At 46.6% G+C, this 20132-nt stretch carries 21 protein-coding genes; 13 read left to right on the top strand and 8 right to left on the bottom strand.

All coding sequences use genetic code 11. The annotated features are described in order from the left end of the window. Positions 1-3 precede the first annotated feature (3 nt). From KN811_RS12450 to KN811_RS12440, 3 genes are all read right to left on the bottom strand, one after another. A complete protein-coding gene (locus KN811_RS12450) occupies positions 4-1512 on the bottom strand; it encodes a S41 family peptidase (protein WP_187966048.1) in 1509 nt (502 codons plus the stop codon). Positions 1513-1580: 68 nt separating this feature from the next. Continuing rightward, on the bottom strand, positions 1581-2348 hold the full coding sequence (locus KN811_RS12445; protein WP_187966047.1) for an AraC family transcriptional regulator: 768 nt from the start codon (positions 2346-2348) through the stop codon (positions 1581-1583). Positions 2349-2876: 528 nt separating this feature from the next. Then, positions 2877-3467 (bottom strand): hypothetical protein, encoded by a 591-nt coding sequence (locus tag KN811_RS12440; protein WP_187966046.1) that lies wholly within the window; start codon positions 3465-3467, stop codon positions 2877-2879. A gap of 587 nt (positions 3468-4054) precedes the next feature. Between KN811_RS12440 and KN811_RS12435 the strand changes: the two genes are divergently transcribed. The 4 genes from KN811_RS12435 to KN811_RS12420 all read left to right on the top strand — a co-directional run bounded on the left by KN811_RS12435 (position 4055) and on the right by KN811_RS12420 (position 6505). Continuing rightward, positions 4055-4375: an ArsR/SmtB family transcription factor gene (locus KN811_RS12435; RefSeq protein WP_187966045.1), complete on the top strand. Its 321-nt coding sequence runs from the start codon at positions 4055-4057 to the stop codon at positions 4373-4375. Further along, the gene (locus KN811_RS12430; RefSeq protein ID WP_187966044.1) at positions 4372-4875 is read left to right on the top strand and encodes an SRPBCC family protein; all 504 of its coding nucleotides are present in this window, start codon (positions 4372-4374) and stop codon (positions 4873-4875) included. The genes KN811_RS12435 and KN811_RS12430 overlap by 4 nt, the downstream gene beginning before the upstream one ends. 181 nt (positions 4876-5056) lie before the next feature. Further along, complete coding sequence (locus KN811_RS12425; protein WP_187966043.1) at positions 5057-5827, top strand: hypothetical protein; 771 nt, start codon at positions 5057-5059, stop codon at positions 5825-5827. An 18-nt stretch (positions 5828-5845) separates the two neighbouring features. Continuing rightward, on the top strand, positions 5846-6505 hold the full coding sequence (locus KN811_RS12420) for a hypothetical protein (protein ID WP_187966042.1): 660 nt from the start codon (positions 5846-5848) through the stop codon (positions 6503-6505). Positions 6506-6512: 7 nt separating this feature from the next. Here KN811_RS12420 and KN811_RS12415 read toward each other — a convergent pair whose 3' ends face one another. Both KN811_RS12415 and KN811_RS12410 read right to left on the bottom strand, forming a co-directional pair. Next, the gene (locus KN811_RS12415) at positions 6513-6743 is read right to left on the bottom strand and encodes a hypothetical protein (protein WP_187966041.1); all 231 of its coding nucleotides are present in this window, start codon (positions 6741-6743) and stop codon (positions 6513-6515) included. Between the two features lie 32 nt (positions 6744-6775). Next, entirely contained in the window at positions 6776-7786 is a 1011-nt protein-coding gene (locus tag KN811_RS12410; protein ID WP_187966040.1) for a chymotrypsin family serine protease, read from the bottom strand. A 236-nt stretch (positions 7787-8022) separates the two neighbouring features. On the opposite strand from KN811_RS12410, the gene KN811_RS12405 reads away from it, so the two are divergent. The 9 genes from KN811_RS12405 (at position 8023) to KN811_RS12365 (ending at position 17429) form a co-directional block, all read left to right on the top strand. After that, complete coding sequence (locus KN811_RS12405; protein WP_187966039.1) at positions 8023-8673, top strand: alpha/beta hydrolase; 651 nt, start codon at positions 8023-8025, stop codon at positions 8671-8673. A 157-nt stretch (positions 8674-8830) separates the two neighbouring features. After that, on the top strand, positions 8831-9679 hold the full coding sequence (locus KN811_RS12400; RefSeq protein ID WP_187966038.1) for a sulfurtransferase: 849 nt from the start codon (positions 8831-8833) through the stop codon (positions 9677-9679). Positions 9680-9693: 14 nt separating this feature from the next. Next, on the top strand, positions 9694-10458 hold the full coding sequence (gene modA, locus KN811_RS12395; RefSeq protein ID WP_187966037.1) for a molybdate ABC transporter substrate-binding protein: 765 nt from the start codon (positions 9694-9696) through the stop codon (positions 10456-10458). Next, entirely contained in the window at positions 10451-10852 is a 402-nt protein-coding gene (locus KN811_RS12390) for a TOBE domain-containing protein (protein ID WP_187966036.1), read from the top strand. The genes modA and KN811_RS12390 overlap by 8 nt, the downstream gene beginning before the upstream one ends. Next, on the top strand, positions 10852-11523 hold the full coding sequence (gene modB, locus KN811_RS12385) for a molybdate ABC transporter permease subunit (RefSeq protein ID WP_187966035.1): 672 nt from the start codon (positions 10852-10854) through the stop codon (positions 11521-11523). Before KN811_RS12390 ends, modB begins: the two co-directional genes overlap by 1 nt. Then, positions 11520-12392, top strand: a complete 873-nt coding sequence (locus KN811_RS12380; RefSeq protein WP_187966034.1) for an ABC transporter ATP-binding protein — start codon at positions 11520-11522, stop codon at positions 12390-12392. The genes modB and KN811_RS12380 overlap by 4 nt, the downstream gene beginning before the upstream one ends. A gap of 183 nt (positions 12393-12575) precedes the next feature. Then, a complete protein-coding gene (locus KN811_RS12375) occupies positions 12576-14156 on the top strand; it encodes a sulfatase family protein (protein ID WP_187966033.1) in 1581 nt (526 codons plus the stop codon). A gap of 31 nt (positions 14157-14187) precedes the next feature. Beyond that, on the top strand, positions 14188-16089 hold the full coding sequence (gene gndA / locus KN811_RS12370) for an NADP-dependent phosphogluconate dehydrogenase (RefSeq protein ID WP_247716492.1): 1902 nt from the start codon (positions 14188-14190) through the stop codon (positions 16087-16089). After that, the gene (locus tag KN811_RS12365) at positions 16086-17429 is read left to right on the top strand and encodes a GntP family permease (protein ID WP_187966032.1); all 1344 of its coding nucleotides are present in this window, start codon (positions 16086-16088) and stop codon (positions 17427-17429) included. Before gndA ends, KN811_RS12365 begins: the two co-directional genes overlap by 4 nt. A 68-nt stretch (positions 17430-17497) precedes the next feature. Here KN811_RS12365 and KN811_RS12360 read toward each other — a convergent pair whose 3' ends face one another. The 3 genes from KN811_RS12360 to KN811_RS12350 all read right to left on the bottom strand — a co-directional run bounded on the left by KN811_RS12360 (position 17498) and on the right by KN811_RS12350 (position 19656). Beyond that, positions 17498-18145, bottom strand: a complete 648-nt coding sequence (locus KN811_RS12360) for a DinB family protein (protein ID WP_187966031.1) — start codon at positions 18143-18145, stop codon at positions 17498-17500. A 443-nt stretch (positions 18146-18588) separates the two neighbouring features. Beyond that, positions 18589-18870 (bottom strand): hypothetical protein, encoded by a 282-nt coding sequence (locus tag KN811_RS12355; protein WP_187966030.1) that lies wholly within the window; start codon positions 18868-18870, stop codon positions 18589-18591. Positions 18871-19305: 435 nt separating this feature from the next. Beyond that, positions 19306-19656, bottom strand: coding sequence for a hypothetical protein (locus tag KN811_RS12350; RefSeq protein ID WP_345725288.1), 351 nt, complete (start codon positions 19654-19656; stop codon positions 19306-19308). Positions 19657-20132: the final 476 nt, after the last annotated feature.

Genomic DNA, 20132 nt, shown 5'->3' with positions numbered 1-20132 from the left:
CTTTTACTTAGCTCCGGCAATAAGTTCTAATACAAACTCCATCTGGGTATCCTTGTGCTCCAGGTAATCTTCGAAGGTTTGTTTTACCGTATAGTCCGGGATTATACCCCTGTTGTATACCTGGTTTTTCTTTTCGGGGACATCCTGCTCAAGATTAACTATGGAAAAAGATATTTCCAGTTTGGATTTTGGCAGGATATACGTCATGGAAGTATGCCCATTGTGTCCGTAATAGCCCCCCATGGCCTCTTCCCCTACCGTTACGGTATTGCGGTTCCCGGCCACCATGGCTGCAAACAGGCTCCCGGCCGAGGCCACCCTCGGGCTGATCAGTAAATAAACCTTTCCGGTAAAGGCGTTTTCTTTTGGTGTCCTGACCTTATGGTCTTCACTTGTCTCTGTTTCGTAAAATTTCCCGTCTTTCTCCAGCGGAAATTCTTCCCGGAGCATCTTTTTGTATTTGCCCGCCCCGAACGGCCTGAGAAAAGCCGGAATTTTACTGTACACATATCTCAGGTAGGGAACTTTATTAAAACTTATCCATGCCTGCCTGTTCTCCACGAAGTTCCTGTCCGTCAGGTATGAATAGGTTACAAGATCGTTCGGGTCGGTCCCGCCTCCGTTATGCCTTACGTCCAGGATCAGGTTTTTTGTTTTCCGTTCTTTCAGCACAGTAAAAACACTGTCCAGGAACCGGGCATACCTGAGATGTCCGGGAGATGTTTTGTCTCCGAGCGAAAATGAATGTACCGTTAGTATGGCTGTTTCCCTGTCTATGTTTTTAAAAGCATAGGATTCCTCTTCTTCCCAGTCTTTGTAGTCTCCTTCGTCATAAGACCGTGAGTACCTGTTCTTTATATTCTTATAGTAGGCTTTATAACTTGTGCTTTTTAATGTTTTACAGCTAATACTATCAGCGCCGTGCGGTATAAAGCATACTTTAAATGTATTTTTTCTGCCATAATTCAGGCGGTAGTATTTACTGAAGCTGTAATTTATGCCTATGGATTTTCCGGTGATGTTTATGCCGTCTGTGGTGTAGTACTTGTACAGGTGGGGCATGATCTCTTTCACAGGCCTGTCATTAACAGATATGATCTCTGCACCGAGAGGGATCTCTGCATCCTTTATATTCAGTATCCATTTATCCTCAACGAGCTTTACAGGATAGGGAAAATACCCCGATTGTTCTGCTTTCAGGGCTTTACCGTACTTTTTGGGCAGGGAGGTCCCATTGTGCAGGCTGCCTTCGAAATCGGTCAGTTTTACGATGACATTGAAAAAGTCGCGGAAACTCTCCGATCTTTCTATCTCGTCTTCTGCCCAGGCATATATGCTATCTGTTTCTTCTTCGGAACGATACTTATACAATCCGGAATTGGCACTTATCCTGATCTTTTTAAAAAGCTCCAGGTCTTTACGCATTTTTGATCTCGGGAAATGATCGTCAACCGACTGTGAAAATACGGGACAGGCCATGACCAACCACAATAATACAAGCAAATATTTCATCTGTATGGTATTTATGCCATCAAAAATACCTGGGATACTATATACGGACTTGTAAAATCTTGGCAATCTTATCTGCCCTGCTGTATATTTTTGCGGTAAGCCGCCGGGGATATTCCTACGAAACGTTTAAAGGCTTTTGAAAAATGAGCCAGGTCAGTAAAGCCGTAATCATAAGCGATCTGCGTAAGTTCGGAGTTTGCAGTGATCTGTTTTTTTCCTGTAAAGACCTTTTTCATCAATACGTAATTCATCGGGGACATACCCGTGGAAGCCCTGAACTTCTTGGCGAAACCGTATTTGTTGCAATGAGCCACTTTTGCTATTTTTTCCAGGCTGAGATTCGTGGTAATATTGTGATGAATAAAATCCATAGTCTCACGGAGCCCCCCGGGAGTTAATTCCGAATAATCTCCGTTCTTCTGCCTGGAATAAGGACGAAGGGTCCTGGCAAACGCCACAAGTGCTGCCCGCGAATTCCCGGTATCCCCGGTAGCAAAGCTGTTACGGAGAGCCACAAACTGTTCTTCTGCTTTTTGGTCCCTGATCTTTCTTTGCAGAAAGGTTATGTTTTCTCCGTCAAACAGATATTTCATCAATCCTCCGGTAATATAAAGGGTATCGAACCTCAATTTTACTCCCGGATCGACCAGGGGATTGGAGTGCACTTCATACGGGTTGGTTATAGTGATGCTGCCCGCTTCTCCATAGATGGTTTTTTCTTCCATTTTAATGGCCTCCACACCGCTATGGATCAAAGAGATACAGAAGGTCTCGTGATAGTGCTCCGGAAAAGCAGATGCCTGGTTTTCAATAGATATATATTCGAGGTCATTCATTTGTTCTCACCTTAGCTTTTCTTCGGTCTTTTAACCTGACCTTTTTTTGACAGATGTTTACACCGTGCTCTAAGTACATGACAAAAATTCTTTCTTTCTTAGACTTAAGACTTCAAGACCTACGACATAAGACTAAAGCGTGGTTAAATTTTAAAATCACTTATTTAGATATTTTAAAGTCCCATGTCTTGTCTCCTATCGTCTTACGCCATAAATGATATTTTTTGTCATGTACTAAATACCGTGCTATAAAATTAAAGAATTTTAGTTCCCGGATAGCCATCATTTTAAAAACATCGGGAAATTGGAGACAAAAGGGTCATTTTACGATCTATTAAGAGACTGTCTAAATTTACTTTTTCAGGAAGTTTAATCTCTTGTAAAAAGTCCTCCCCCGGCCCCTCCCATGCTTCGACTACACTCAGCACAAGCGGAGGGGAGTTGTGTGTTCCTCCCCTTGGGGGAGGTTAGGAGGGGACCAAAAATGAAAGAATCTTTTATTAAAAGAGGGATTAAAAGAATTCACTTCTATACCATACTGATCTTCTCTTTTAACTCAGCAAGATATTTTCGCAGGCCCTCGAAAAAAGACCGGTATTTATCCATCCGCTTTTCAATGCTTTCTCCGTATTTGCCCTGTATTCCCGAATAAAACCAGGTTATTGTGGGCCTCGGACACCCTTCCACAGCCCTGTAAATAGATGTTTTTACCAGGCGGCGGTCCTCCAGCAATTCACAAACCTCCTCCAGATATGCCAGGGTAGGTTCTACCGGTTTCTGTACCACATGCGCTATACGTTCGGCAAGGGTATTTAATGTATCCCGGACATGGTTGTATTGCCACCGGTATAATTTCTTCTTTTTCCCGCTTCTGAAATCCATCAGTGTGTTATATCCGATCTCTTCTTTATTTCCCAGGGTACTGTACTTAACCGTCTTGAGAAGCAGTATCTCCCGAAGGGCCCGGGCTTCTTTTTCCGAAATATATTCCCGGGATTTGCCTTCCAGGTATATGTCCGGTATAAATCCCTGCTGCTCCCACTCTTTCAACTGTGCCCCGAAAAAGTGGCTGAGACTGGCTTTGGCCTTTCTCAGGTTTTCTTCTGTATATTTTGCCATCGCAATTCCTCCACATTAAGGTTATACTTCTCTCTTATAACAAAATACAAAGAAAAAAATTGTATGCCCGGACCCGTCATCCGTCCGCCCGATCCCGTTCACGCATTAAGTATTTCATTCGGATATTTCCCGCAGATGACACAGATTTTCTCAGAGGACCTTGAAAATCTGCGTTCATCCGCGGTATCTGCGGGCTGCTTTGTAGGTTAGATCATGGGATTGTTCCTTTTTTAACCTATAATTCACATAGTATCAGAAAAATGTAAATTTTGCTGTGTACTAAGAGCTTGTGAAAAAAAATCGAAAAAAAATTTTGAGAAACCAAAAGGTTGCCTATATTTGCAACTGAATGGTTGCTTAATTTAATCCCTAAAGGTTATGAAATGCCCATTAACAAAACGGCAAACCAACCGACATGATTACTTTAGGCATTACATGCCTGTACTGAGTACTTCGGCAAGCTCAGTATATCACACTTCGGTAAATACCATACTGAGTTTATCGAAGTACTCAGTATATTACTTGTCGAAGCATGACCGAAGAAAATTTATAGTGAACTTGTCGAACTAACAAATAAAAAATAACAGATGAAACGAGATGTATTCCAGGCGATTTCCGATCCTACAAGACGGGCTATTTTAACACTGATCGCCACACAGGCCATGACCCCCAACATCCTGGCCGCACATTTTGATACTACCCGGCAGGCCATTTCGAAACACATTAAAATTCTTAACGAATGCGAAATGTTGCAACAGAAAAAAGCGGGCCGGGAAATTTATTATCAACTCAAAATTGATAAAATGAAAGAAATCGACACCTGGCTGGAACAGTTCCGCCGCATCTGGGAAGATCGTTTCAGTCAACTCGATGAAGTATTGTCTAACATTAAAAACAAATCAAAATGAAAAACAATTTAGCAATGAATTTTTCCGTAGACCGGGAAAACAGTACCGTAAGGGTAAAAAGAGAGTTTGCCGCCCCGAAAGACGATGTCTGGGCAGCCTGGACCGAACCGGAGATCCTCGACCAATGGTGGGCACCGAGGCCCTGGAAAGCAAAGACCAAAAAAATGGAGTTCAAGGCCGACGGCCAAAGGTTGTATGCCATGGTTGGACCGGAAGGCGAAGAGCACTGGGCATTGGCAGACTACACTTCGATCTCTCCCAAAACCAACTTTAAATTCCTCGACGCCTTCTGCGATAGCGAAGGGAATATAAATACCGATTTTTCACGTTCGGACTGGAATGTGGATTTTACAGTGCAAAACGGAACTACCGTAGTGGATATAACCATAAAACACCAAAGTCTTTCCGACCTGGAAAAGATCGTCGAAATGGGCTTTAAGGAAGGGTTTACCTCTGCTATGGAAGGACTGGACGAGATCTTTGCTTCGCGTACTGCGTAAAAGGTCCGGATACATTCAAGCAAAAATGATATCATCCACGCTTATTGTACAGGCTGCTTCATTACCGGGGCAGCTTTTTATGTATGCTACTGTCTTTACTATCCGGTCTTACGGTATAAAAATCTGCCCTTGTAACTAACCTGGAACGGATATTGAGGTGTGTCAAAAAACCGCATCTCTTATGAAAACGATTTACCTTTTCTTTTCTTTATTGTTTATAGGTCCAAATACCGCTTTCGCCGAATGTGTAAGTAGCATTCTGTTTTTTCCTGCTTCAAAAAAGATTGGGCTTAATCCCATGTTTATCATAGAAGGCTCTGATTATTACCAAAAAACAATTGAAAGTTTCAGAAAACGTACAATTTACCTCGAAAGTGATAAGGGAGAAACCGTTGTACTGGAACTCTGCGAAATACTGAAGGGCCAAATGCAGGTTACCCAGGCCGTTCTTAAACCTGTCAGGCCTTTAAAACCCAATACCGTTTACTCCCTGAAATATGACTGTCAAAGTGAACGGGAATACAACAAACTAAAACGATGGAACCCGGAAACCGGAGAAAACGAAAAAATATATTGGAAAACTTCCGTTACTCATGTTTCACCCCTCCGGGATAAGGATACAAAGATCAGCTATCTGAAAAACGAATATGCCGAATACGGGTGTGGTCCCGATGCCCATGCCATTTTTGAAGTTTCCCCGGCAAACGACGGGGAAACCTGGTACAGAACAGAAGTGACCGAACTGTCAACCAGGAAAAAAACAGACTATTACCTCCTGGAAAGAGAAAGCAAACTATATGTAGGACACAGTATGTGCGGAGGGCCATTTGCCTTTAAACCAGCCCAAAAATACCAGGTTCGGTTTACTCCGGTGAACGCAAACGGGCTACCGGGAAAAACCACACCGTGGAAAACTTTTAATAGTCCTTATAAAAATATCCTGAAGTATTAAAGACAATTTCAGCATCAAATGAAACACTTGTTTCCTTTTATAATCCTGGCCCTGATTTTATCCGGTTGTCACAGAAAACAAACCGCCCCGGAATATGGGCAGCAAATCATGTATGAAGTGTTCCCGGCTTTGATGGATTCTGTATGCAAAGGCTTATACGAAATTACACCGCCTCCACCTCCACCACCCCCTGTATCAATTCATGCGGATTCCTCGGAAATAGCCGAAGCACTTGCCGAATATGAAAAGATCATTGCCGGACTAAAACCCGGTTCCAAAGAATTGGTAATTGCTATCATGGATTCCATATATCCCCCGGAGCCAGGGAGTAAAAATGAACTTGTAGCACATTTCGCATCCTTAAACCTGAGTCCGGATACTACCGATATCTATGCCGCATACAAGGTGGATCCCAAGAAATTAAAGAACAATAAAAAAATCCGTTTTAGGTACCGTTCCGAATTCCCAAAATACAACGCACTGAAAGGGGCATATAATTTCGATCTGATGGGGATCATCGAGTTTTCCGGGATACAGTTCGATACCACCGGGTCTTATGGGGTATTCCGAAGTGATCTTTATTGCGGAGAATTATGCGGTGAAGGCCTATGGATCTTTATCCGGAAAGTAAAAGACCAATGGATCATTGACCGGATCAAAGTTATATATGTTTCGTAGAAAATAATCAAAAGCTCCTTAATATTCCACTCACCTGTATTTCAACTGTAACTCCTTCCACTTCAGAGGGAATTTGTTCCCGGATGTGATTTCCATCGTCCGTAACGGAAACAATGATCCCTGTACGGCCCTGCTCTACCTGTCCAACACCAACAGCGGTGACACCGGAAATGTCAAGCCAATGGCGTTCATACCGCCGTTTTATTTCCATTGCTTTTTTAAGGGAGTCGTCGGGCATGATCGGTATATGAATGTTAGCCAGGCATCTTTTCAGGGCAGAGAGAGACTAAGAGCATCAAACACATTCCCTATCCGGTTGATGAGCGTTGTCGTTTCACTCCCTGCAAAGAGCAGGCCTACAAGATTATTGTTCTCGTCCAGCACCACTGAACCGCTGTCTCCGCCCTGGCTCATCGCTCCCGCCATAAGCTGGTCTTCGAAAAGAGCGATCTTATTGGTTCCGTAACTCACCCGGGCACTTACATCTACCTGTTCTATTACCCCATTGGTAAGCCCGGTGGTTCTTCCGCTTTTTTGTACCTGCATTCCCAGTCCTCCTTCTCCTATGCCTGTTATTGTTCCGATTTGCAGTATCTTTTCTTCTACATCCAACGGGTCTAAAGGCCTGGCTATGGCGCAGTCTACCGTGTTGGATCCCTGCTGCACCCGATATGGCCTTAGCCTGCTCCTGCTTCCCACCAGCGGGGCCAGGGCATTCAGGGCCGCAGCGACAAAACGCGCTGTACGACAAGGCAGGCCGCCTCCGTCATCGCCTTCAAAATGTATGGGAACAAATTCACTTAATTCGGCGATCCGGTCCCGGGATTCCGTTCCTCCATCGTGAGGGCCCGGCTGCAATACGGGGTCTCCTGTCTGTGCTTCATTACTATTGGCCAGGACATGGTTGTTAGAGAGGATATACCGCTGACCGTCCCTGACGACCAGACATCCAAGGGTACCGGCGGTTATCCGGTAATGGCCGATACTCACTCCCCCCGGTGCAGGCCTGAACCGTTCGGTGGGGTTTTGAAATGCCCGTAAAACACCGACGGGCCTTACATCAGTGGGAATACCCTGTACATAAGAGGGGACCAGGTCTCTTTCTCTTAACCTAGAACTAGGTTTTTTTACTTCTACGGAACATATAATGGAAAGATCGGAAGTAGTCCGGCCTGCTACGGTCTTATATCCGATGCCCGTAGCCACAACGTTTTGTTTTTTCCTCAACTCAGGGCCTACCTCCCTTAATACCTTGCGGATCTTTTCTAAATCGGAACTCATTTTATCTCTCTTTCATCTATTAGACAATCCGGTGAATCATTTTTCTCCTTCTTCAGAAAGGAGATCAACGTGACGATCAAGTTGTATTTTCAAACATAACAAGCTGTATAACATAAAATTACAAAAAAAATACGACTTTTTAAAAAGTTTAAACACCTATTTTCCCAACGTATCACACAAAAAATAAAAAGCTATATTTGACAGAGTTGCCACTCTGGTAATTTAAAGGACCCTCCATGAAGAAAATCCTGATGATATTATTCGCCGGAATTTTTTGCTTCTCCCCGTTTGCATTTCAAAATACGGCCGAAGACCATTTTATTTTCTTCCTGCACAACAGATTCCCTGAAGAACACAACCTCAATGAAGCACATCCGGAATACGGGCGGACAGAGTATGATGCGATCATCAGGGAATTTAAGAACAACGGTTTCACCGTGATCAGCGAAATAAGACAGGGAAACGTTAATGCCAGAGATTACGCCCTCGGGATAACCCGGCAAATCGACAGCCTGCTGGAAAAAGGCGTAAAACCGGGAAATATATCGATTATCGGAACTTCCAAAGGCGGGTATATTGCCCAGTATGTTTCCACCTTTATGCAAAATCCGGACCTCAACTTTGTTTTTATAGCCTGTTTTACGGACAGCGATATGCAAAATATTCCCGATATCAACTTTTGCGGCAATATCCTGACCATTTACGAAAAAACCGATCCGTTCGGAGTTTCCGCTGTAAAACGAAAAGAGGCTTCGAGCTGTAAAATTCCGCATTTTAAAGAAATAGAACTGAATACCGGCATGAGGCACGGTTTTTTATTCAAGCCCCTGAAAGTGTGGATGGGGCCGGCAATACAATGGTCAAAAGGGAATTATGCCACGGAATAGACAGGGCGAACGCATCTCATATACGGCAAAGCATATGACGGGGAGATAGGGAGACAGGGGGAATTGGTGATTTGTTGTGATTGATAAAGTTCGTAAATAAAGAATTATCTTTGAAGATAAATGTCCCCAAAGTCAGGATCCGGAAACCGTATTCCAAATGAACACAAATATTTCTCCGATAATACAACCCGAGGAGCTTCTGGAGCTACGGGGTACAAAAGATATGGTTATCGTAAATGCCGGTAATGGCAAAGATGCCAAAAACAGCTATGACAAAAAGCACCTGAAAGGCGCTATTTTTGCCGATCTCAACACACAACTTTCCGACATTAAGGAAGATGCATCCAATGGAGGGCGGCATCCCTTGCCTGTTCCCGAAAAGTTTTCCCGGACGCTCACCACCCTGGGTATTTCTCCAGAAAGCCATGTAGTGATCTATGACGACAAAAACGGGGCAAATGCAGCAGCCCGCTTCTGGTGGATGATGCGGTCTGCAGGACATGAAAAAGTACAGGTGCTGAACGGCGGATTTCAGGCTGCAGAAAAGGCAGGATTTCCCATGAGTTCACAACAGGAAACCGCAACAAAGAACAATCCCTGTAACATTGAACAATGGCAATGGCCCCTGGCAGACCTGGACGAGGTAGAGAGAGCATCGCAGAACGGGGAACAGCTTATCATAGACGTCCGTGACAATGACCGATACCTGGGCATAAGAGAGCCGATCGACCTCATAGCAGGACATATTCCCGGGGCCATTAATGTACCTTTCCACAACAATCTCGACGAAGAAGGCAGGTTTAAACCTCCTTCCGAACTGAAAACCTATTACGAAAATATTTCCGGAAATACCTCTCCGGACCATATTATCGTGCACTGCGGTTCCGGGGTCACAGCCTGCCATACAATCCTGGCCATGGCATACGCCGGATTACCGGTACCGAAACTTTATACCGGCTCCTGGAGCGAATGGTCGCGGAATAACAAAACCATTAAAACCGGGTAGAAGGCCCTTTGCAAATGAAGATAAAAAAAGTCTTTTTTATATATCTTTTCACAACATTGCTGTTCACCGCATGCCAGCCGGCCACCAAGTCCAGAATTACCGTGGCTACTGCGGCAAACATGCAATTCGCCATGAAAGCGCTGGCAACCGATTTTTCCGAAAAAACAGGAATCGCATGTGAGCTGGTTGTCAGTTCATCCGGCAAACTCACGGCACAGATCCGCGAAGGTGCTCCCTATGACGTTTTTGTGGCTGCCAATATGAAATATCCCAATACCCTTTATAATGACAGCCTTACCTTGTCCTCACCGGACATCTATGCCTACGGGGAACTGGTATTGTGGTCCGCCGCCGGAAATACCCGGCCTACCATAGACCTGCTCACGGCCCCGGGCACGGAACACATTGCCCTGGCCAACCCTAAAAATGCCCCTTACGGAACAGCCGCCATCGAAGTATTGCGGCATTACGGGATATGGGAGAAGGTCAAAGACAAGCTCGTTTATGGCGAAAGCATTGCGCAAACCAATCACTTTATCACTTCCGGGGCAGCAGAAGTGGGTTTTACGGCTATGTCCGTTGTTCTATCCCCTGAAATGAAAGGAAAAGGAAAGTGGACGGAACCCGGCCCAAAGACCTATACCCCTATTGCCCAGGGTGCAGTTGTCATCCGCCGCAAAAATACCGATACCCGAAATGCACAGCGGTTTTATGACTACCTTTTTTCACCGGAAGCCGGGAAGGTTCTGAAAGATTTCGGATATTTGGTTGATGAATAGTTTTTCCGGACATATTGCCGATATCCGCACCAGCGATGCCCTGTCTGTTGTTACAGTTAACATCAATGCATCCGTCTCGTTCAAAGCCATTGTCATAGACAGCCCGGAAACTGCTTCATACCTGACTAAGGACCACCCTGTTAACGTATTGTTCAAGGAGACCGAAGTGGTGATCGGCACGGGTGAGGCCCTGGCCGTAAGCCTGCAAAACAAGCTAAAGGGAACCATTTCTGCCCTGGAGAAAGGCCCGTTGCTCACCAGAGTGGCCATACATACCTCCGCAGGTGAGATCGTTTCGGTCATAAGTACCGCTTCGGCCGATGAACTGGATCTAAAGGAAAGCACAAACGTAACCGCCATGATAAAGTTAAACGAAATCATCCTCGCGCCCTAATGGAATGGGGCCCGATCATACTGACCCTGAAGCTCGCCGCGGCTACTACCGCGATCCTTTTTGTCCTGGCCGTTCCCCTGGCCTACTGGCTTTCCCGGACCACATCGCGTATAAAACCCGTAGTGGAGGCCTTGGTGAGCATGCCCCTGGTACTGCCCCCTACGGTCCTGGGATTTTATATGCTGCTGGCCTTCAGTCCCCAAAACGCCTTCGGAGACTGGCTCGACAAGTGGCTGGGAATACAACTTGTCTTTTCCTTTGCCGGGCTGGTACTGGCCTCCGTGCTATACAGCCTGCCCTTTATGGTGCACCCTATACAATCCGGCCTCTCCTCCCTCCCCAACACCTTGTCCGAGGCCTCTTACACCCTGGGAAAATCGAAATGGACAACCCTCCGGAAGGTCCTGCTTCCCAATATCCGGCCTTCACTCCTTACAGGTATTGTCCTTTCGTTTGCCCATACCATGGGCGAATTCGGGGTGGTCCTGATGATCGGCGGCAATATCCCGGGGAAGACCAGGGTAGCTTCGATTGCCATTTATGACGAAGTGGAAGCCCTGAATTACGGGGCGGCCAATGGTTATTCCCTGATATTGCTCGCACTTTCCTTTATAACCCTGCTTGTGGTCTACCTCATAAACGGCGGGTATCTAAAGCGTTTTACCGTATGATAGAGCTCAACGTCCATAAAACACTGCAATCCGCACAGGGCAGCATGGAGCTGCATGTAGAACTCACTGTGGAAAAAGGACAGTTTATCACCCTCTACGGGGAATCCGGGGCAGGAAAAACCTCTACCCTCCGGATGCTGAGCGGTTTAATGCCCCCCGATAAAGGCAGCATTACGGTAAACGGAACCGTATGGTTTGACAGGGAACGAAAAACCAACCTCAACCCCCGGCACAGGAATATCGGCTATGTGTTCCAGGACTACGCGCTATTCCCCAACATGACTGTAAGCCAGAACCTGGAATTTGCACTAGACAGGAAACAGGACAAAACCGTGGTGGAAGACCTGATCGCCACCATGGAATTACAACAACTCCGGCACCGGAAACCCGGCACGCTTTCCGGCGGACAAAAACAGCGGGTGGCACTGGCCCGTGCCCTGGTACGCCAACCCGGTGTGCTATTGCTGGACGAACCCCTCTCCGCCCTGGACAGTGCCATGCGGCAAAAATTACAGCAATATATCCTGGAAGCCCATAAAAAATACGGACTGACCACTATTCTGATCAGTCACGATATCGGGGAGATCATAAAATTGTCGGACAAGGTATATGAAATGCAGAACGGCAAAATCGTCCGCCAGGGTGCCCCTCCCGATATGTTCGGCCTCGGGAAAACCAGTGCTAAGTTCCGGTTTACAGGTGAGGTGATCCGCATACAAAAGGAAGACGTAGTATATGTGGTGACCATACGTATCGGGAACGATGCCGTTAAAGTGATCGCCGACCAATCGGAAGTAAGCCACTTACAGCCGGGCGATAAGGTGGCCGTGGCCTCCAAGGCCTTTAACCCCGTGATACAAAAGATCTGAACACCACGTATTTATTCCCATCAGAACAACCTGTATCATTCCTCACAACCTGTCCCAAAAATGTTCAAAAACTACGACCGGCTGAAGAAACGCTCTCCCCGGCATCGCAGCCACTCGTCGAATTTCTTTATATTTACTACATATAAAACAATAACGCCCGTGCTTTCCCCATCGATGAAAACAATGATCAAAGCTGTATTACTCCTTATTCTCGCAGGATTATCATGCCTCTCCTGTAAAAAGACAAAAACAGCAGAAAAACAGTCCCTGGAAGATCAAAGTACCAAACCCAACATCCTGTTTATCCTTTCGGACGACCACACCTCACAGGCCTGGGGCATTTATGGCGGCCTGCTCCGGGACTACGTAAAAAACGACAATATAAAAAGACTGGCCGGGGAAGGTGCGGTCCTGGACAATGCGTTCTGCACCAATTCCATCTGCTCCCCGAGCCGTGCCAGTATTCTCACCGGCCAGTACAGCCATATCAACCAGGTGTATACCTTAAGGGAACCACTCCCCAAAGGCCATCCCAATATCGCAAAGGAGCTCACCGCAAACGGTTATCAGACAGCCATTATAGGTAAATGGCACCTGGACAGGCAACCCGAAGGATTCGGTTATTTTAACGTACTCCCCGGACAGGGCCGCTACTGGGACCCCATATTTAAAACCAAAGACACCTGGACCGATGGCGCAGACGGTTCCAAAGGAAAGATATACAAAGGTTTTTCTACCGACATCATTGCCGACCTCACCATAGAACACCTTCAGGAAAGGGACACCACAAAACCTTTCTTTATGCTGTGCAGCTTTAAAGCCACTCACGAGCCTTTTGACTACCCGGAACGATATAACTCACTGTACGAAGATGTTGAAATTCCCGAGCCTGCTTCATTGTTCGATTTTGGCAAAGGAGAAGGAGGACGGACCTTTAAGGGACAAAAACTGGAAAACCTCGCTGCCCGCTGGGAAGAAGCCACCAGGGACCCGGAAAACTTCTGGACCGACTATCCGGGCCTGCCTTATCCGTTGGATGGGCTGGACAGTATTCAACTCCGAAAGAAGATCTACCAGAAATTCGTAAAGGACTTTATGCGCAGCGGTGCCGCCATCGACGACAATATCGGGAAACTATTGAATTACCTTGAAGCTGAAGGCCTTGCAGACAACACCATAGTCATCTACACAGCCGACCAGGGCTACTTTTTAGGGGAACACGGCTTTTTTGACAAACGCCTCATCTATGAAGAATCCCTGCGGATGCCTTTTGTGATACGGTATCCCAAAGAAATTAAAGGAGGTGCACGCATAGACGATATGATCCTGAACATCGATTTCGCAGCCCTGCTGGCCGATTATGCCGGAATGAAAAAACCGGACTTTATCCAGGGCAGGAGCTTCCGTGAGAACCTCAAGGGCAACACTCCGGAAGACTGGAGGGACGCCATGTATTACAGGTATTGGCTGCATCACCCGGACAGGCCGGCCCATTTCGGTATCAGGAACGAGAGATACAAGCTGGCCTTTTTCTACGGACAGGGCCTGGACAAATACGGTTCTTCCGAAGAAAGCACCCCTCCGCAATGGGAGTTTTACGACCTGGAAAAAGACCCCCGGGAACTCCACAATGCCATAAACGACCCACAGTATGCGGCTGTTATTGCAAAAATGAAAAACGAAATGAAAAAGCTCCGGGAAGAATACAGGGACAATGATGCCGATGCCCCTGTAATGCAGCCTATACTGGAAGAACTCAGGTGACCTGATTTGAATGCAATTAAAAAATTTTCACTTGAAAAGACCACTCGCAATTTTTATTATGGGAGTTTCCGGATCGGGAAAATCCACAATTGGCAAACTCCTGTCCCAAAAGACACAGTTTCCCTTTTTTGACGGCGACGACTTTCATCCCGAAGCAAACCGGCAGAAAATGGCTACGGGCCAGCCACTGAACGACGACGACCGCAAGGGGTGGCTTCTGGCCCTTAACGAACTGGCCCGCAAACAGCTGGGCTCCGGTTCGTGTATCATTGCCTGTTCTGCCCTTAAGGAAACCTACCGGGTCCTCCTTCAGAAAGGCATGGCCTCTCAAATAAAATTTGTCTTTTTACGGGGCAGTTACGAACAGGTCCTGGCGAGAATGGAAGCCCGCGAAGGGCACTTTATGCCCGCTTCCCTCCTCACCTCCCAGTTCGACACACTGGAACCCCCGGAAGATGCCATAATCGCAGACATCACAAAAAAACCGGAACAGATCGTATCGGAAATTATGGAAACACTATCAAAAAAAACGGAGTTCGGGCTTATCGGCCTGGGGGTTATGGGCAAAAGCCTGTGCCGTAACCTGGCCCATCACGGCTTCCGGATCTCCATGTACAACCGGCATGCCCCAGGGCAGGAAGAACATATAGCCACGGACTTTAAAAACGAATTTCCCGAATTGCGGGAAGCCCTTCCTTTTGATGACCTGCAAGCCTTTGTAAATTCATTGCAAGCACCCCGTAAGATCATGCTTATGGTTCCCGCCGGAAAGCCCACCGACCTTCTCCTGGAGGAACTGCTACCCCTGCTTTCGGAAAACGATGTGGTCATAGAAGGGGGTAACTCACACTATACGGATACCCGGAAGCGCGGGGAACTGCTTTCCGTTCACGGTATTTTATTTGTGGGCTGCGGTGTATCCGGTGGAGAAGAAGGCGCTTTGAACGGCCCTTCCCTGATGCCCGGCGGAGAAAAGTCCGCTTACCGTATCGTCCGCCCTTTCCTCGAGGCCATCGCAGCAAAGGACGGAAACAGGGAACCCTGCTGCGCTTACATCGGCCCGGAAGGGAGCGGGCATTTTGTAAAAATGGTACACAACGGAATAGAATATGCAGAAATGCAGCTCCTGGCCGAAGTCTATCACATTTTTGCAAAAACCGGAAGATCCCCCGACCAGACCGCCGACATCCTCGGATCCTGGAAAGCAGAAGAGAACAGCTTCCTGCTGGAGATCACCGTAGATATCCTCCGCACCCGCGAAGACGACCACTGGCTTATCGACAGGATACTCGACAAGGCGGGGAACAAAGGTACAGGCAACTGGACCACCATCGCAGCCGCCGAACTGGGGATCCCGGCCACCATGATCGCTTCATCGCTTTTCGCCCGGTATATCTCGGCTTTTAAGGACGATCGGGAGATCATGGAAGCAACTTACGGACAAGCATCCGAAACCTCACATATCGACAAAAAAACAGTGTTTGAAGCCTATCGCGCTGCAAGGCTTGTTAATCATTACCAGGGGTTCCGGTTGCTCAGGGAGGCCTCAGCCATTCACGGATGGGACCTCAACCTCAGCGAACTGGCCCGTATATGGACCAACGGCTGTATTATACGTTCTTCCCTCATGGAAAAACTACCTGCCATTTTAAGGTCCGGGGACCATATGCTCCTGCATCCGGAAACCGTCACATCCCTGAAAGCGTGGAAGCCTTCCTTATCGAAGCTCGTATCTGCCTGCGTGGAAAGTGCGGTCCCTGTCCCGGTATTCAGCGAAGCCATAAATTTTTTCAACGGTTTTTCGTCGGCCCATCTGCCTGCCAATCTCATACAGGCCCAACGCGACTACTTCGGCGCCCATACCTACCGGCGAAATGACGACGGGGGAGAAAAGATCCATCACACGAACTGGAAAAAAACCAAGGGATCATGATCGAATATCGTTTACTGGCTGCCATTGCCCTCGGCATTTTCGTATTACTGTTCCTGATCCTGAAAGTAAAGCTCCACGCCTTCCTGTCCCTCCTTATTGCGGCCATAACAGTTGGCATAGCCGCAGGCCTCGATGCTGCCGCCATCATGCAGACCGTGCAGAACGGCATGGGCAGCACCCTGGGCTTTGTGGCCACTGTGGTCGGGCTGGGAGCCATGTTCGGGGCCATCCTTGAACATTCCGGGGGTGCCCGGAGGATCGCGGGATTTCTCATGAAAAAATTCGGGGTGGAAAAGGCCCCGGTAGCCATGGTGCTGTCCGGGTTTATCGTAGCCATCCCTGTTTTTTTTGATGTGGCTTTTATTTTGCTTATCCCCCTGATCTATGCCCTGCAAAAACGCACGGGAAAATCCCTGCTGCTGTTTGCCATACCTCTACTTTCCGGCCTGGCGGTCACTCATGCCTTTATCCCCCCTACACCGGGACCTATTGCTGTGGCCGATATCATCGGGGCCGATCTCGGGTGGGTTATCGGTATCGGTTTTGTCGTAGGTATACCTACCGCCATCATCAGCGGATTACTCTTCGGAAAATATATCGGCAAGCGTATTTTTGTCCCTGCCCCTCCGCAACCGGAAACAACACAGGCAGAAGACGACGGGTTTCCCGGTGTAGGCACTGTTTTTGCCATCATCGCCGTTCCCATATGCCTCATCCTGATAAACACCTCTGTAAAAGGTGGGCTTATCCCGGTTGGAGCCCACTGGATCAGGCAGACAGTGAGCATTGTCGGGCATCCCTTTGCAGCACTTATCATTGCCAACCTGCTGGCCTGGTACTTCCTGGGAATAGGAAAAGGCTTTACCCGGAAACAACTGCTGGACATCTCGGCAAAATCCATGACCCCTGCGGGAAGCATTATCCTTATCACCGGGGCCGGGGGCGCTTTTAAACAGGTGCTTATCGAGACGGGATCGGGAGACATGATCGCCCAATCCCTGGCAGGAATAGGATTTCCGGTATTGCTGTTCGCCTTCCTGATCAGTGCTGCCGTCCGTATCATACAAGGGTCATCGACCGTTGCCATGATCACCGCCGCCGGGCTGGTAGCCCCGCTGCTCGAAGGAACAGCACTTTCGGGCTTTGAACTGGCCTGTATTGTCATCGCCATTGCTTCGGGAGGGTCCATCATGTCGCACGTCAATGACAGCGGGTTCTGGATGGTTAACCAGTTCCTGGGGCTTACGGAAAAACAGACATTCCGGTCGTGGACGGTGATGACCACCATCCTTGCCTTTACAGGGTTTATAACGGTGTCTCTTTTGTACTATCTCTTTTGAGAGGATTGGTGGTACTCGTTGAAAACGAGCAACCAGAGTCCGGCTATAGTTTTGTGACCTCTATTTTTTTAAGAGGGTAGCCTGCTTCGCAGCCATTTGACCTGTCCGTTGTGGTTGGACTCGTGTTCGCATACGTGGAACCACTTGCAGTAATTGTTAGTAGGGCCCCACGGCCAGTCCTCATCCACTTTCATCAGCCATTCGTCATCCCTTTTGGCAAATTCGGCCAGGGAATGTTCACGGACTTCCTTCAATGCATCCAGATAAAAGTCGAGATCATGGCCCTTAATATTTTTCCGGGCCTTATCGCCTAACCCCGAAGCCACACTCCACTTTTTCACATCTTCCTTCGGCCAGTCGCCCCATTTTCTTCCTTCAAAAGTATGCAGCTGGTAAAACCTCTCGGTAGCCGCCAGGTGCAGCAACATGGCACCGATGCTGTTGGAATTCCCATCATGTATATAATCCAGGTCCTCCACGCTCATTCCCTTTACGGGATAGAGGATGGTATCGCGCATCCAGTTCAGCATGGATACCAGGGTGCCAATCTGCGGGGAAAAGCCTTCTTTGGGGCCGATGATGTTGAGGTCATTTTTTGCAGTTACGGCAGGGCCGGGATATACCGGGGCAGCCCCGGCGAGGGTGAACATGCTGCCTGCTCCTACGGTGAAGAGGGAGGACTGTTTGATGAAATTTCTGCGATTCAGGGTTTTCATTTTATTGTGTGTTTAAGTTTTATATTTTTTTGGATATTCTGATCTTTTTCGCGTTGCAAACGCTTTGTACGATGGGCACTCGTTTTTGCCTTGCTTAAACGGGTGCCGGTTGGGAAAACTGCGAAGTCAAAAACATTCGCAAAGCTGGGGCATACTTCGTAGAGCAGGTGTTATCTAAAATAACTATTAAAGTTTTAACATCAGCTTCCACTTAAAAAGAAGCGCAACAATGAATTCAAAAATTCGAAAAAAACCTTTCCCTTTGTCTTTCTTCTCCTTTTCATGTTTTTCTTTAATAGTCTCTCCCTTTTTTCATTATTCATAATTCTCTTTTTATATAGCCCAACCCGAATCAAAATTACTGCTCTGCTAAGTTTGCCATTTCGCAGTATATTTCCTGTAGCACCTATATAATCTAAAGAAATTGGTTAAAGATACCTTTATCAATCGCCATATTCGATACTAACAACCAGGCTGTCTTTTTTAGAAAAGATAATTTTGAAATCATCAGAAGTACCGAATCCGGAATCATAGTAATTAACATACAGATTTTTATCCCAAAAAGCCTCTTTAATTAATTTGGGGCTATTAGTCATTATTAAATCTACCTGAGTATTTGACATCCCTTTCCGATTTTTTTTTAAATCCGTAAAGTTCTTGTCCGCTTTTGAAGCACATGCCGAAAAAAATAGTATTATAATGCTCAATATGATTAAATTTTTCATCTTTTAAAATTATATGGCCCATTTATTCCTTTGCCACGATTATAGGACAATGAATTTGTACCCTTAAAAAAGAGTATACAAAATCATTTTCCGACAGTGTCGGATACATCGTCTGTTTTAGGGAGATGAATTCTTTTAGGGAGTCTAAATATATAAATATTTTAATTTTCAGGCTTCGAAAAAGTAAATTTCACGATTTTTTAATCCGGTTATGCTAAAATTTTAGCATTGTATACACAAATTTTATTTACTTGACTAGGAAGGCACTTTCAGAAGTAAGTTAATTTCCCAAAAAATAAACAACGAACTCAGGTGATTTTAGCATAGATTGCCTGGTTTTTTTCTTTTTTGAGGATACTTTTGGTCTTTGAGTTGGATTGATGTCCCCAAAGGACATAGGTCTCCCTGTATTTTTGCGTTTATTTTAAAAACCTATCAGGCTGCTTGCCGGTGGAGTTGTCCTGCCATACGCCTGCCGATTTCCAGGCAGTTGGCCGTGTGGATGCCGAAGAAGATCCACGGGATTTCGGTATCCCTGGTTTTGGCTTTTACTTTTTTCAGGTGATAATGTTCTTTCTCTTTACCAAAACTCCCTTCCAGCCTGGAAGCCCGTTCTTTGGTGATTTGTCCCTTGAGCAACTGCTTTTCAAAACTCAGGAACTTATCCAACAGTCGCAGCAGTGCCCGGGTCAGGGAGCGACGTTTCTTGACCGTTTTCTTGCGCCTCTTGCTGTAGCCGATATAGCGCTTCTTCCATTTGAGGTATTTGCTACGGGGCAACTTCACCTTTAGGGCCCGGCAGTCGCCTGAGAGCTTCGTAAAGCCACTCCACAGCTTCCCAGAGCAGCTTCTGATTGGTGGGGTAACGGACTTCACTCTCATAGCAGGTGGCATCCACAACAGCTTTTCAGCTTCGTCAATATAGGGCTTTCAATGGGTATAAAATACCTTTTCCAACGCATCGATCTCCAATACCCTGGACAGCTCACAGCGGATTTGGCTGACGATCTTGTAGTTGGTGATCCGCTGTAATCCCAAATGAATATCACAAAAGAATTGGTAATCGATATTACTGTTGAGTTGTTCGATAAGTTTCCGATCCGAACAGCCCGCATTGTAAGCTTCCCTAAAAACTGAACTGTTTAAAATTATAAAAATGATTAATTTTAAACCTCAGTTCAAAAAATGAAAAAGAGTAAATTTTCACCCCAGCAAATCGCCAGGATTTTAAAAGAGTTTGACAACGGCAAATCAGCCGTTGA

The organism is Sinomicrobium weinanense, assembly GCF_018863395.1.
GTDB lineage: Bacteria > Bacteroidota > Bacteroidia > Flavobacteriales > Flavobacteriaceae > Sinomicrobium > Sinomicrobium weinanense.
This window is presented reverse-complemented; position numbering and strand designations above follow the sequence as displayed.